Source organism: Pseudomonas sp. PvP089 (genome assembly GCF_017875165.1).
In the GTDB taxonomy this organism is placed as follows: domain Bacteria; phylum Pseudomonadota; class Gammaproteobacteria; order Pseudomonadales; family Pseudomonadaceae; genus Aquipseudomonas; species Aquipseudomonas fortuita.
In genome coordinates, this window is the sequence record NZ_JAGGME010000001.1 from 4,578,751 (window position 1) to 4,591,523 (window position 12,773).

The 12,773-nt window shown below is 63.1% G+C and carries 12 protein-coding genes and 1 tRNA gene; 7 read left to right on the forward strand and 6 right to left on the reverse strand.

Annotation, left to right across the window (positions count from 1 at the left end):
- Positions 1–329 precede the first annotated feature (329 nt).
- The 3 genes from J3A71_RS20925 to J3A71_RS20935 all read left to right on the forward strand — a co-directional run bounded on the left by J3A71_RS20925 (position 330) and on the right by J3A71_RS20935 (position 2,751).
- Complete coding sequence (locus J3A71_RS20925) at positions 330–839, forward strand: hypothetical protein (protein ID WP_024717340.1); 510 nt, start codon at positions 330–332, stop codon at positions 837–839.
- Between the two features lie 366 nt (positions 840–1,205).
- Positions 1,206–2,102, forward strand: a complete 897-nt coding sequence (locus tag J3A71_RS20930; RefSeq protein ID WP_016485630.1) for a histidine kinase — start codon at positions 1,206–1,208, stop codon at positions 2,100–2,102.
- The gene (locus J3A71_RS20935; protein WP_016485629.1) at positions 2,092–2,751 is read left to right on the forward strand and encodes a response regulator transcription factor; all 660 of its coding nucleotides are present in this window, start codon (positions 2,092–2,094) and stop codon (positions 2,749–2,751) included. The genes J3A71_RS20930 and J3A71_RS20935 overlap by 11 nt, the downstream gene beginning before the upstream one ends.
- Here the strand turns inward: J3A71_RS20935 and yegS are convergent.
- On the reverse strand, positions 2,735–3,622 hold the full coding sequence (yegS, locus tag J3A71_RS20940; protein WP_209953198.1) for a lipid kinase YegS: 888 nt from the start codon (positions 3,620–3,622) through the stop codon (positions 2,735–2,737). The two genes, J3A71_RS20935 and yegS, sit on opposite strands and share 17 nt — an antisense overlap.
- Before the next feature lie 308 nt (positions 3,623–3,930).
- Here yegS and J3A71_RS20945 point away from each other — a divergent pair, with 308 nt between their 5' ends.
- Positions 3,931–5,178, forward strand: coding sequence for a glycosyltransferase family 4 protein (locus J3A71_RS20945; protein WP_016485627.1), 1,248 nt, complete (start codon positions 3,931–3,933; stop codon positions 5,176–5,178).
- Here the strand turns inward: J3A71_RS20945 and glp are convergent.
- Entirely contained in the window at positions 5,167–6,393 is a 1,227-nt protein-coding gene (glp, locus tag J3A71_RS20950; RefSeq protein ID WP_023048916.1) for a gephyrin-like molybdotransferase Glp, read from the reverse strand. The genes J3A71_RS20945 and glp overlap by 12 nt on opposite strands.
- Entirely contained in the window at positions 6,377–6,916 is a 540-nt protein-coding gene (moaB, locus tag J3A71_RS20955; protein WP_016485625.1) for a molybdenum cofactor biosynthesis protein B, read from the reverse strand. Before moaB ends, glp begins: the two co-directional genes overlap by 17 nt.
- Positions 6,917–7,103: 187 nt before the next feature.
- Between moaB and J3A71_RS20960 the strand changes: the two genes are divergently transcribed.
- Together J3A71_RS20960 and J3A71_RS20965 are read left to right on the forward strand one after the other, a co-directional pair.
- Complete coding sequence (locus J3A71_RS20960) at positions 7,104–7,325, forward strand: YgdI/YgdR family lipoprotein (protein WP_016485624.1); 222 nt, start codon at positions 7,104–7,106, stop codon at positions 7,323–7,325.
- Positions 7,326–7,405: 80 nt separating this feature from the next.
- Positions 7,406–7,482 (forward strand) — tRNA-Pro (locus J3A71_RS20965).
- Positions 7,483–7,533: 51 nt separating this feature from the next.
- Here the strand turns inward: J3A71_RS20965 and J3A71_RS20970 are convergent.
- Entirely contained in the window at positions 7,534–9,150 is a 1,617-nt protein-coding gene (locus tag J3A71_RS20970; protein ID WP_209953200.1) for a methyl-accepting chemotaxis protein, read from the reverse strand.
- A 190-nt stretch (positions 9,151–9,340) separates the two neighbouring features.
- Positions 9,341–11,104 (reverse strand): ABC transporter transmembrane domain-containing protein, encoded by a 1,764-nt coding sequence (locus tag J3A71_RS20975; protein WP_024717342.1) that lies wholly within the window; start codon positions 11,102–11,104, stop codon positions 9,341–9,343.
- Between the two features lie 209 nt (positions 11,105–11,313).
- On the opposite strand from J3A71_RS20975, the gene J3A71_RS20980 reads away from it, so the two are divergent.
- Positions 11,314–11,487, forward strand: a complete 174-nt coding sequence (locus J3A71_RS20980) for a PA1571 family protein (protein WP_016485621.1) — start codon at positions 11,314–11,316, stop codon at positions 11,485–11,487.
- A gap of 108 nt (positions 11,488–11,595) precedes the next feature.
- On the opposite strand, the gene pdxB is transcribed toward J3A71_RS20980, so the two are convergent.
- Positions 11,596–12,738, reverse strand: coding sequence for a 4-phosphoerythronate dehydrogenase PdxB (gene pdxB / locus J3A71_RS20985; protein ID WP_023048914.1), 1,143 nt, complete (start codon positions 12,736–12,738; stop codon positions 11,596–11,598).
- Between the last annotated feature and the right edge of the window lie 35 nt (positions 12,739–12,773).

The following is a 12,773-nucleotide window of genomic DNA, read 5'->3' on the forward strand; positions in this document are numbered from 1 at the left end:
CAAAAAAGTGAAAACATCCACCCTGTATCGGCGGCTTCACGTGCACCTTGACCCTTGCGGGAAAATGCCGTGAAGGCAATTGATATCACTTTACCATCATGCATTACTGCGGGCAGTCCATGGGAATTCAGCGGGTGCTACAAAAGTTCCCCACCTTAGCCCGGCATCAGGGAAACCCTTAGCTGCAATCGGGTGTAACCTGATGTTCGCGATATCCTTTAGCCATTAATGTGACGCCATTCTCAATGCATGAATGGAGTCAGGCTTTTGCTAGCTATCGTTTCGGCGTGCCCGCCCCCTGCGCCTGCACCACGCGCGGGGACCTGATCATGGACACTGCCTTATCGTTCGATGAAGCCCTGCAGAATTACCTGCTGGATGCACAGATATTGCTGACCCAGGCTCAGGAGTGCCTGCAGCATCTGGAACTGATCGACAATGATCCGGATGCCTGCCGCTGCCTGGACAGTACCCTCGATAACCTTGCCCGGCAGGCCACGCGCCTGGGCCTGCGTGAAGTCGCCCATTACACCAACGCCCTGCAACAGTTGCTCGCCCCCGCCTGTCACCGCGGTCGCCTGCAACGTGAAGCCCTGCCCGCGCTAGAGGCCTGCCTTACCTTGCTGGCCTGGCAACTGGAACTGGTCGATGCCCGTACCGGGCGGCTGAACCTGGACATCGGCGAACAACTGGTGTTGCTGAAAAACCTGGCCAAGGTCGTGCAGCAACCCATTGCGCCGTCCTGTGCTTCCTGCGACGAGCAAGGCAGCGTGTGCCTGCACTCGCACACCACTGTGGCAGCCGGCACACGCCCCGGCCGGTCGAATCCACCGTATTAACCAGACACAAAAGGCAACTAAGCCTGCTCGTTCAGGCCCCGCCAAGATCAAACTTGAAAAGTTCTAAAAATGCTCGGGGGCCACGTTGAATGATTACCGCACGAGTTAAGCGACAAGTGCATAGTGCGCGATCAAAGGGTGGCACTTTGCTACCCGCCAAATGCCCCACCCGCAGGCGTTTCAAGGCGTTACCCAGCCGCGACCGATACAGTGCGAAGTGGTAATATGCGCCCCCACAAACGCTTGCAACCTGAATAAAGGTTGAACGATCACGTGTCAGAAAAGAAATCGAAAGTACTGCGCCAAAGCCTCTGAGCAGCATTGTGCAAGGCCTCCATCAGCAATACTTCAGTGGCTTCCCTACCTATGCTCCCACGCTTGAAGACTTCTTTGCGTTGCTGGTCCCGCGTTGCCCTGCTGCCTTGGGCCACGGCCGCGCTATGCGTGGCCTCGCTGGTCGCCAATCTGGTGCTCTACTTTACCCAGCAGGCAATCCCGGCCAGCCTGCTGGCTCTGCAACTGGCCGCTACGCTGGCCACTGTCGCCTATCTGGCCCTGGGCGCAAGGTCGATCAGCCTGCGCCCGGCGGAACTGGCCGAGCGCATGCTCAAGGTCCAGGAAGACGAGCGCCAGCACTTAAGCCGCGAACTGCATGACGACATCGGTCAGATGCTGACCGCTGCCAAGCTGCAACTGCAGTGGTTGCAACGGCGCATGCCAGACGAACTGCAGAGCCACTGCAACACCCTGCGCAGCACACTGGATGACACCTTGGGCAACGTGCGCGACGTGTCCGCCCTGCTCAACCCTCGGCAATTGGCCAGTCTTGGCCTTGAAGCCAGCCTGCGCGCGCACCTGGTGCGCACCCTGGCCAACAGCGACGTGCACTGGAGCCTGGCGTGCAACCAACGCCTGGGCGGCATCGACGAGGCAGTGGCCATGGCGGTGTTTCGCATTACCCAGGAAGCGGTGACCAACATGCTGCGCCACGCCCAGGCAGGCAACCTGATCATCCAGCTGCAGCGCACCCCAGAGGGGCTGGCGTTGTCGATTCAGGACGATGGCTGTGGGTTCGTCCCGACGCGGCACCCCGCCGCAGCTGGCCAGCGTGGCCTGGCCGGCATGCAGGAGCGGGTCACCGCATTGCAGGGTAGCCTCGACATCACCAGCCAGCGCGGCCTTGGCACGCGTATCGAGGCAGTGTTCCCTTGGCCTGCGCGTACTCAGCAACGTGCCGGGAGTACGAACACCCATGATCTGTAGACTTTTGCTGGTAGACGACCACTCGCTGATCCGCGCCGGTGTGCGCGCACTGGTCTGCGACATTCCTGGGTATGACGTCATCGGGGAAGCAGACGACGGCAGCCAACTGCTCGACAACGTGCGCGCGCTGGCGCCCGACATCGTCTTGCTGGACATCTCCATGCGTTCGACCAGCGGCCTGGATGCACTCACTCAACTGCGGGCAAGCGGCAGTCCGTGCAAGGTACTGATCCTGTCGATGCACACTGACCCGGACCTGATCATGCGAGCTCTGGAAAGCGGCGCCCACGGCTACCTGCTCAAAGACACCAGTGCCACCGAGCTGGAACAAGCCCTTGGTGCGGTACGCAACGGCGAACGCTACCTAAGCCCGGCCATCGCCCATACGGTCATCAACCAGGCCCTACGGCACACCAAGAATGGCAAGCAAGCTGCTGGCGAGCGGCACAACCTCACTGCTCGCCAACTGGAAATCCTGCGCCTGATCGTACGCGGCAAGGCCACTCGGGAAATCGCCACTGGCCTGGGCCTGTCGATCAAGACCGTCGAAACCCACCGCTCGCAAATCATGAAGCGCCTGCAGATTCATGACGTGGCCGGGCTTGTGCTGTTCGCCGTACGCGAGAAAATCATCAGCCTGGATGACTAAGCAATGGCGACCCGGCCGGCAGGTGCAGGCGTAACGCGGCAGGCCTGGCCTGGAAGCGCAGGTTGTCGGCCTGCAAAGGCTCGCCGTCAAGGTTCATGTCCAGGCCTTGGGCACTCTTGATCTCGACCCAAGGTAACCTGGCCCGAACGAACAGGCCGTCACCCGCCAGCAGGTCACGCAGCGCCCCAACCACCTCTTGTGGCGCTGGCAGGATGGCGATGTCGAGCAAGCCGTCGTTCACCACCGCGTCGGGGCATAGCACTTGACCGCCCCCAGCCTGACGACCATTACCGATACCCAGTGCCAGCAAGCTCCCCTGCCAATGGAAGTCAGGCCCCTGCAGCTCAACAGAAGCGGCCTGCAATTCGCTGAAACGTGACAAGCCAGTGAACAGGTAGGCCGCAGCACCCAGCACTTTTTTCAGGTCTTCGGAGGTGTTGGCGGTGACCTGGCTACCAAACCCACCCGTGGCCATGTTGAGGAACAACTGGTCGCCGGCCTGGCCCAGGTCAATGGCCTGCGCGGGCGCATTCAGCAGCGCCAGTGCCGCAGCGGGCTCCAAGGGTATGCCGGCGGCTTTGGCGAAATCGTTGGCCGTGCCCAGCGGCAACAACGCCAGGCTGGCTCCGGCGCCCGCCAGCCCCATGGCCTCGGCCACATCCCGCAAAGTGCCATCCCCACCGCCAGCGACGATATGGCTGTAGCCAGCCGTCAGCGCCTCGCCGACCAGGCGCTGCGCGTCACCTGCCTCCCAGGTGACCCGCACATCCAGCACCCAGCCTGTATCACGCAGATCCAGCACGGCGCTGCGCAGCTCTTCATTCATCGCCTGCTTGCCGTGCAGAATCAGCATTGCCTTGCGCCCTTGCATCGCGCGTCTCCGAGAAATTGACCGACGCAGATCTCGACCACACACGGCCGCGGATCGTTGCATGCCCACAAAAAAATACCGAAGCGTGCGTGGTCTTTTTCCCACACCCGACAATGCGCGCTATGCTCAGAAAATGAACATTTGACAAGTTTTTGACCTAGGCAAACAACGCCCCTGGCAAGTCAGTCTTTTGACGCTTGTGTGTGGGGCTCCGAACCCTAGCCATGGACGCGCCCCGGCAGTGGTACTCAGCACACTGGCGATGGGCGCGTCTTTACATCCGCGGCCTTTAGCGAGGATTCCGGGTCATGCGCATTCTCTGGACACTGCCCTATCTACCCTGGCCGACCACCAGTGGCAGCAAGACCCGGCAATACCACCTGATACGCGCACTGGCGCAGAAGGGCCATCGCATTACCCTGTTGGCGCAGTCAAAAATACCCCTGAGCGACGCAGCCCGCGAAGCCTTGGAGCCCCTGCTCGAACGCCTGATCGTAATACCCCGTCGGCCATTGCACAGCCCGTTGAACCTGCTGGCTTCGCCAATCATCGACTACCCCATGCGGGCCATCATCAACGGCCTTTCGCCTTGTCTGCGGCACCGTTTCGAGCAATTGCTGGACGAACCCTGGGACGTGATCCAGATCGAGCACAGCTACAGTTTTCAACCCTTCGAAAAAGCGCTGCAGGCCCGCGGGCTGCCCTACATGCTAAGCGAACACACGCTGGAGTCGGTGATGGGCGGGGCCTGCCACGACCGGCTGCCCTTGTGGCTGCGTCCTCTCAACGCCTTCGACCGCTGGCGCTACCGCCGCTGGGAACACAGGGTGCTCCGCCAGCCCACCGAACTGGTGGCAGTCAGCGCCCACGATGCCGAGCTGATCGCGCAGATCAGCGGACGGCCGGTAAACGTAGTGGTCAATGGGGTTGACTGTGATTTCTACCAGCACGTGGAACCCGCGCTACACAGCCAGCGCCTGTTGTTCGTCGGCAACTTCGAATATGGCGCCAACCTGGAGGCCATCGAGTGGGCGCTGGAGGACATCATGCCGCAGGTGTGGATGAGCAACCCGGCAGTGCGCCTGGCAATAGCCGGGCACGCCCTGCCGGCTAGCTGGAAACTGCACTGGAACGACCCGCGCATCGAATGGTTCGGCTACCGCCCTGACCTGCGTGAGTTGCAAAAACGTTCGGCACTGTTCTTCGCGCCGCTGCGCTATGCCGGCGGCTCCAAGGTAAAAATCCTCGAGGCCATGGCAGCAGGCCTACCGGTAATCACAACCGGCAAAGGCGTATCGGGCCTGAGCGCAAACAATGGTGAGCACTACCTGGGCAGTGATGACGGCGACCAGCTGGCCCTGCTGATCACCCAACTGCTCAACCAGCCCTGGCGCATGAGCCAGTTGAGCGCTGCCGGGCGCCAGTTGGCCCGCCAGCGTCATGACTGGAGCGTAGCCGCACAGCAGCTGGAGAATGTGCACATGCGCCTGACCCAGGCAGCACCGTCAGAGGCCGCCCCACTGGGCAGTGCCTGGCTGGGCCGCTCAGCCAAGTAGCTCGCTGAAGGGAATGAACGGCACGCTGTCACCTTGTTTCAGTGTGCTGCCCTCACGCACTTCTACCAGCCCCTCGGCCCACGCCGCGCTACGCAGCACGCCAGAGCTCTGGTTCTTGTAGATACGCACCTGGCCGTGCTCGATGCGTGCACGCAGGTACTCGCGCCGGGTGCCAGGCTTGGGCCAGTCAAAGCCTGCCGGCATGTCGAAGCGCAGCGGCGTGACATCCGGCACACCCTGGCGGCGCAACAGGTAAGGCCGGGTTAGCAGGCCAAAGGTGACCAAGGTCGAGGCCGGGTTACCCGGCAGGCCGATCACCGGTACGCCCTGGAAGTGGCCGAAGGTCAGTGGCTTGCCCGGCTTGATCGCCAGCTTCCACAAGGCCAGTTCGCCGGCTTCGCGCAGCGCCGCGCCCAGGTAGTCGGCCTCGCCCACCGAAACACCACCGGTAGACAAGATCAAATCAACGTCGCCCAGCGAAGCCAGGCATGCGCGGGTCAGCGCCAGGTCATCCGGCAGGATGCCTGCATCCACAACATCGCAGCCCAGCCGCTGCAGCCAGCTGACCAGCAGCCGACGATTGCTGTTGTAGATTTGCCCCGGCCCCAAGGGCAGACCAGGCTCGACCAGTTCGTCTCCCGTGGACAGCACCGCCACCCGCACCTTGCGCACCACGTCCAGGCGGCCGTGACCCAGCGTCGCCGCCAAGCCCAGTTCGATCGGCCCCAGCCGGGTACCGGCGCTCATCACCTGCTCGCCCTTGCGGGTTTCCTGGCCTTGGGGGCGAATGTTCTGATCAGCCTGCAAAGGTGCGAGAAAGCGCACCCGACCGCCGTCGACCACTTCGGTGTTTTCCTGCATTTCGACGCAGTCGGCACCTTCGGGCACAGGCGCCCCGGTGAAAATGCGCGCACAGGTGCCTGGCTGCAGCGGCTGCGGCGCATGGCCGGCGAAGATCCGCTGGCTGACCGGCAGAGGCTCGCCTTGCCAGTCGGCCTTGCGCAAGGCATAGCCGTCCATGGCACTGTTCGGCCAGGGCGGCAGGTCGAGCGAGGCCACCAGGTCGGTGGCCAGTACGCGGCCCTCGGCCTCGGCCAACGGCAGGTTCTCGATGTCACGGATTGGCGCCGTTTCGGCCAGCGCCAGCAGTTGCCCCAGGGCTTGCTCCACCGGCATCAGCGGCCGGGCCTGGCTGACCTCAGCCACGGCTGTCACAGGCCGCTGCCTGCTTCAGGTGCGCCACGAAGTTGCAGGGGCGATGGCGTGCATCGAGCTGCTCGGCCAGGATGCCATCCCAGCCCGTGCGCACCGCATTGGTAGAGCCCGGCAGGCAGCAGACCAACGTGCCGTTGGCCAGCCCGGCCAAGGCGCGCGATTGCACGGTGGAGGTGCCAATATCGGCCACGGAGATCTGCCGGAACAGCTCGCCAAAGCCATCGACCTGCTTGTCCAGCAGGCAGGCCACCGCCTCGGGCGTGCTGTCACGGCCGGTAAAGCCAGTACCGCCCGTAATCAGCACCACTTGCACGCTGTCATCGGCAATCCAGGTGGCGACCTGGGCGCGAATCTTGTACAGGTCGTCCTTGAGCAGCACACGCTCGGCCAGGTGGTGGCCCGCGGCGCTCAGGCGGTCGACGAACAGCTGGCCAGAGGTGTCGGTGTCGAAGGTACGGGTGTCGCTGACCGTCAGCACGGCGATGTTCAGCGCCACGAAGGGGGTATCTGCCTTGGCTTTCATGGGTGTCCGTCACAACAGGATGAGATGGCCGCAGTTATATCACAGCGTACCTTTTCCGGCGTTGCGCCCATCAGCCTTGCCCTGGATCAAGGGGACAGATTTGTCGCTATGCTGCACTTGCAGTGAACTTGCACTAAAGTCCTGCGTCATAAATGTCATCTAGCACCATCGCACTTGGAGAAACACGATGATCAAACGGACCCTACCCGCCTTCCTGCTCGCTCTGGGCCTGGGCGCCCTCGCTGGCTGCTCGACCCCTACCGTCATCACCCTGAACGATGGCCGGGAGATCCAGGCAACCGACAAACCGTCCTTTGACGAAGACTCCGGTTTCTACGAATTCGAGCAGCTCGACGGTAAGCGCACGCGCCTGAACAAGGACCAGATCCGCACCGTCAAAGAGCTGTGAAAAACACCTTTTTTTGCCAATGGCCCTTTAAACAACAAGGGCTTGCGGGCAAAAACCGGATGCAGTAGGATTTTGTTCATCGGAGTGTAGCGCAGCCAGGTAGCGCGTCTCGTTCGGGACGAGAAGGCCGCAGGTTCGAATCCTGTCTCTCCGACCAGATCCTTTCAAAAAGCCCGCCTTGCGCGGGCTTTTTGTTGCGCTGAAATTGTCAGGCGCTCAGGCGCGAGGTCACTTCACCCAGTTGCCCCGACAACCCATGCAGGCGTTGCCCCGCCTGCTCGGTGTACTGCACAGACGCCTGGTTGGCCGTGGCAATACGGGTGATTTCGATGAGGTTGCGCGAGATGTCTTCGGCCACGCTGGTCTGTTCTTCGGCCGCCGTGGCGATCTGCCGGTTCATGTCGCGGATCGCCTCTACCGCCAGGGTGATGCGCTGCAACATCTGCCCGGCCTGCTGCACCTGCTCGGCCCCCTCTTCGCTTCGCTGCTGGCCGCTTTCGATGGCCTTCACCGCTTCCACCGCGCCCGACTGCACCGCTTCGATGATCTGATGGATCTCGGCAATCGAGGCTGCCGTGCGCTGGGCCAGGCTGCGCACCTCATCGGCCACTACCGCAAAGCCCCGCCCGGCCTCACCAGCGCGGGCCGCTTCGATCGCCGCGTTGAGCGCCAGCAGGTTGGTCTGCTCGGCAATACCGCGGATCACTTCCAGTACTTTGCCGATACGGGTGCTGTCATGCTCCAGGTCGCGGATCACCGCTGCGGTACCGGCGATTTCGCGGTTGACCACGCCAATGATGTCGATAGTCTGCTGCATGACCTGCTCACCGGCCTGGGCACTGTGGTCGGCGTCATCCGCCGCACGGGCAGCTTCTGCAGCATGGCGGGCAACTTCCTGAGCGGTGGCAGACATCTCGTGCATGGCCGTGGCCACCTGGTCGGTACGCTGGAACTGGTCATGGGTGCCGCAGGCCATGTCGCCGGCAATGCTGCGCAACTGGCCGCTGGCACCTTCCAGCTCCTGGGCATTGTCCTTCAGCCGGCCGACGGTGTCGGCGAGGAAGTCGCGCAGGGTATTGGCGGCCCGCGCCAGGCGCCCCAGTTCATCCTCCCGGCGGCTGTCCACCCGGGCGGCAAAACGGCCCTGGCTCAGCTGCGCAACATACTCGATCAGCTGGCGGATCGGCTCGATCAGGCTGCGGTTCACCAGCCACAGGCTGAGCAGCCCCACTGTCACCGCCGAGGCCAGCATCACCAGCAGGCCCAGCCATACCGTGCGCTCGGCGCTGGCGCTGATACTGGCCGCGCGCTGGCGGGCATCGGCACGCAATTGCTCGACCAGTTCGCTCATCTGCTCACTGGCTGCGCGATCCACGCCCTTGACCGCCCGATCGCCGGCGACCGGGTCGCCACCCGCGGCGACGAAGGCCTGACGGCCCTGCGCATAGGCCTGGCCCAACTGTCGGTGGCTATCACGCAATTGCTGCAACGGCGCCTTGAGCCTGGCGTCGCTGCTGTCGATCAATTGCCCGAGCAGTTGCTGCACCTGTTGCTCGCGCGCCTGAAACTGCTGCCAGTACTTGTCCAGCTCAGCCGGCTGACGCCCGCGCAGCAGCACGTTCTTCCATTCCTGCACCTGGATCTTGAACTGCAGGTTGGCTTCGTCAATCAGTTGCGAGGCCCGAAGCGGCCCGTCGACCAACTCAGCATAACCGCGCACGCTGGACGACAAAAACTGGAAACACACCAGTGCGATCAGCAGCATCGCCACCAGGCTACCGCCAAGCAGCGAGAGAATTTGCACTCTGAGGGATTTACGCAACATCGTGGATCTCGAAACCGGAAGGAAAGGAATGGCGCGCATCCGCAACACCAGGTAAGACATTCCATGTCCTTGTTGGCAGGCCAAAAAAAAGCTGCCATCAAGCAATGGCAGCCAGGTCGAGCACTTACGCAACAGTTGAGCCAGATACTCTCAGGCAATTGCTACAAAATTGTTACAAGCTTACGACGCGTTAGCCGCTTGTGAATTGCAAGGCCGCCAGCCGCGCATACAGTGGGCTTTCCTCGATCAACTGGCGGTGGGTGCCCACCGCCACCACCCGCCCCTTGTCGATGACCGCGATGCGCTCGGCGTGCTGCACCGTGGCCAGGCGATGGGCGATCACCAGCGTGGTACGCCCGGCCATCAGGCTGGGCAATGCCTGCTGGATCAGGTGCTCGCTCTGCGCATCGAGCGCGCTGGTGGCCTCATCCAGCAACAGGATCGGTGCATCGACCAGCAACGCACGGGCAATCGCCAGGCGCTGGCGCTGGCCACCGGAAAGGCCGATGCCGCCCTCGCCCAAGGGCGTCTGGTAGCCTTGCGGCAGCTGCCGGATAAATTCGTCGGCATAGGCGCCATGCGCCGCTGCTTCGACCTCCGCCAGGGTCGCCTCGGGCCGGCCATAACGGATATTGGCCTCCACCGTGCCACGAAACAGTGAGGGGTTTTGCGCCACCAGGGCAAACTGCCGTCGCAATTGGTCGGGATCCAGCTCGGTAACCGGCAGCCCATCGAGCAGGATGCACCCTTGCTGGGGGTCGTAGAAGCGCAGCAACAAATCGAACAGGGTCGACTTGCCCGCCCCCGAAGGGCCAACCAAGGCCACGGTCTGCCCAGGCTCGATGACCAGGCTCAGGCCATCGACAGCCGCCACCGAGGGCCGTGACGGGTAGGCGAATACCAACTGCTGCAGCTCGATATGTCCGCTGGCCCGCTGCTGCGGTAGCGCCTGCGCCACGGTGGGTGGCAGGATCGCGCTGCGCGCCGCCAACAGTTCGGCGATACGCTCGGCCGCACCCGCCGCACGTTGCAGCTCGCCGATCACCTCACTCAGGGTGCCGAACGCGCTACCGACGATCAGGCTGTAGAACACAAAAGCCGCCAGCTCGCCTGCGGAAATACGCCCGGCAATTACATCCATGCCGCCGACCCACAGCATCACCCCCACCGCCCCCAACACCAGCACGATCACCAAGGTAATCAGCCAGGCACGCTGGGCAATCCGCTTGCGGGCGACGCCAAATGCGGCTTCGACCGTGTCGGCGAAACGCTCGCGGTCATGTGCCTGGTGGTTGTAGGCCTGTACTGTCTTGATCTGCCCCAAGGTCTCGGCCACGTAGCTGCCCACATCGGCCACCCGGTCCAGGCTCTGGCGCGACAGGCTGCGCACCCGCCGGCCGAACAACAGGATCGGTGCCAGCACCAGCGGCAGGGCCACCACCACGATGCTGGTGAGCTTGGGGTTGGTGATGAACAGCAGCACCACACCGCCAATGACCATTAGCGCGTTACGCAGGAACATCGACAACGAGGAGCCGATGACCGATTGCAGCAAGGTGGTGTCGGAGGTCAGTCGCGACTGGATCTCGGAGCTGCGGTTGTCTTCAAAAAAACCGGGGTGCAGGCCGATCAGGTGGTCGAACACGGCACGGCGGATATCGGCCACGCAGCGCTCGCCAATCCACGACACCAGGTAGAAACGACTGAAGGTGCCCACTGCCAAAGCCAGCACCAGCAGCAGGAACAGCCCGATGGTCTGGTTGAGTTGGTGCGCGGAGCGGGTCATGAAGCCCTGGTCTACCAGCAGGCGGATGCCCTGGCCCATGGACAGGGTGATGGCGGCAGTGACCACCAGGGCCAACAAGGCCAGTAGCACCTGGCGGCGGTACGGACGGACGAACTGCCAAGCCAGGCGCAAGGCACGGCGTTGGCGAGGAGAAACCGATTCTGGCATGGCAGCGACCACAATGGCGGGGAAACCGCAGACTATCATTCATCCGGGTCGGTGGAGTGTACGCAGGTTGCTATAACGCATTGGTCTAAACAGATCATGGAGCTTTCACAGGGTTTCTGTTGGACTGTTGCTGCCGTGACACAGAAGCTGTCACAGGCCAGTCACGGCGCAGGGCTACCCTGACCTTGAACCTGAAGAGGAGACAGTGCATGAGCTTGCAGCATGGCAATGACAACCAGAAGCCCCAGACCATCCCGCAATCACAGGCGTGCGGTTCGATCATCGACGGCAAGGGGCGCGAAGTGCCTATCACCGAGCAGATGATCCAGCAGGCCTGCAAGGCTCTGGAAGAAAGCCGGGTCGAGCGCGTACGCAAAGGTTAATCGGCGGATTTTTTGCAACCCGGCGCATGCGCCGGGTTTTTATTGCCTGGCAGCCGGTGGACGCCGCGCCTACAGGGGACTGCAAAAACCTGGGGAATTGCCAACTTGTCAGACCAACTCAGCCCCCAAGGCACTGACCAGCTGCGCCAACTGCGGCGACTCTCCGCGCAAGCGCACCGCCAGCCCTTCGATCTCGCGCCGAGGCGGGTACTGTTTGCGCAACTGGTCGAACGCCGCACGCTGCTGCTGCGGGTCATCACTCAGGCTGCGACGGAAGTCGGCATCGTCGCGTCGTGGGTCGTACACGGCGCGGCACAGGGTCGCCAATGCCCAAGCCGGGTCAGTGCTGGCATCCAGCTCGATCTGCGCCAGCGGCGGTCGGGGCAGCAAGTCTGCCAGCTGCACCTGCTCATGCACCCCCAGGAAACGGCACAGCGCCTGGTAGATCTGCGCCGTGCCACGCTGGCGGCCGTCGAGGCTGTAGCCGGCAATGTGCGGCGAGGCCAAGGTGCACAGGTCGGCCAATTGCAGGTCGACCTGTGGCTCGCCCTCCCACACATCCAGCACCGCATGCACATCTTCACGGTCCAGCAGCAGCTCGCGCAAGGCGGCGTTGTCCACCACCGGGCCTCGGCTGGCATTGATCAGCCAGGCACCCGGGCGCAACTGCGCGAGCTGCGCCTGGCCCAACAGGTGCCAGGTCGGGTGCTCGCCACCGCGCTGCAACGGGGTATGCAGGCTGATCACATCGCACTGTTGCACAATGGTTTCCAGGCTAACGTAGTTGCCGCCCTCGGCGGCCTGGCGCAACGGGTCGCACACCAGCACCTTCCACCCCAGGCCGTGCAGCACCCGCACCAGGCGGCCACCCACCTCACCCGCACCCACTACCCCGTACACACGTTCGGGCAGTGCTGCTCCATCCAGCTCGGCCAGGGTCAGCAGGCTGCCTAGCACGTAATCGACCACACCGCGGGCATTGCAGCCCGGCGCACTGCTCCAGCGAATGCCGGCTTGGGCAAAGTAGTCCAGGTCCAGGTGATCGGTGCCGATGGTGCAGGTGCCGACAAACCGTACACGGCTGCCTTCGAGCAACTGGCGGTCGACCTTGGTTACCGAGCGCACCAGCAGGATATCGGCGTCCTTGACGCTGGCGGCATCGAGGCTTCGGCCGGGGTAACGGCGGATTTCACCGAAACCCTGGAAGAAGGCATCGAGCAGCGGGATGTTCTCGTCGGCAACTATCAGCATGGCGCTCTCCTGTCTGGGGAACGCAGTGTAGGCGC

Bases quoted from the DNA above. Each gene is read 5' to 3' on its own strand.
- J3A71_RS20960 (WP_016485624.1), top strand. From the start codon at position 7,104: ATGATCAAACGGACCCTACCCGCCTTCCTGCTCGCTCTGGGCCTGGGC.
- J3A71_RS20980 (WP_016485621.1), top strand. From the start codon at position 11,314: ATGAGCTTGCAGCATGGCAATGACAACCAGAAGCCCCAGACCATCCCG.
- moaB (WP_016485625.1), bottom strand. From the start codon at position 6,916: ATGAAAGCCAAGGCAGATACCCCCTTCGTGGCGCTGAACATCGCCGTG.
- J3A71_RS20975 (WP_024717342.1), bottom strand. From the start codon at position 11,104: ATGCCAGAATCGGTTTCTCCTCGCCAACGCCGTGCCTTGCGCCTGGCT.
- J3A71_RS20970 (WP_209953200.1), bottom strand. From the start codon at position 9,150: ATGTTGCGTAAATCCCTCAGAGTGCAAATTCTCTCGCTGCTTGGCGGT.
- J3A71_RS20925 (WP_024717340.1), top strand. From the start codon at position 330: ATGGACACTGCCTTATCGTTCGATGAAGCCCTGCAGAATTACCTGCTG.
- pdxB (WP_023048914.1), bottom strand. From the start codon at position 12,738: ATGCTGATAGTTGCCGACGAGAACATCCCGCTGCTCGATGCCTTCTTC.
- J3A71_RS20935 (WP_016485629.1), top strand. From the start codon at position 2,092: ATGATCTGTAGACTTTTGCTGGTAGACGACCACTCGCTGATCCGCGCC.
- J3A71_RS20945 (WP_016485627.1), top strand. From the start codon at position 3,931: ATGCGCATTCTCTGGACACTGCCCTATCTACCCTGGCCGACCACCAGT.
- yegS (WP_209953198.1), bottom strand. From the start codon at position 3,622: ATGCAAGGGCGCAAGGCAATGCTGATTCTGCACGGCAAGCAGGCGATG.
- J3A71_RS20930 (WP_016485630.1), top strand. From the start codon at position 1,206: ATGCTCCCACGCTTGAAGACTTCTTTGCGTTGCTGGTCCCGCGTTGCC.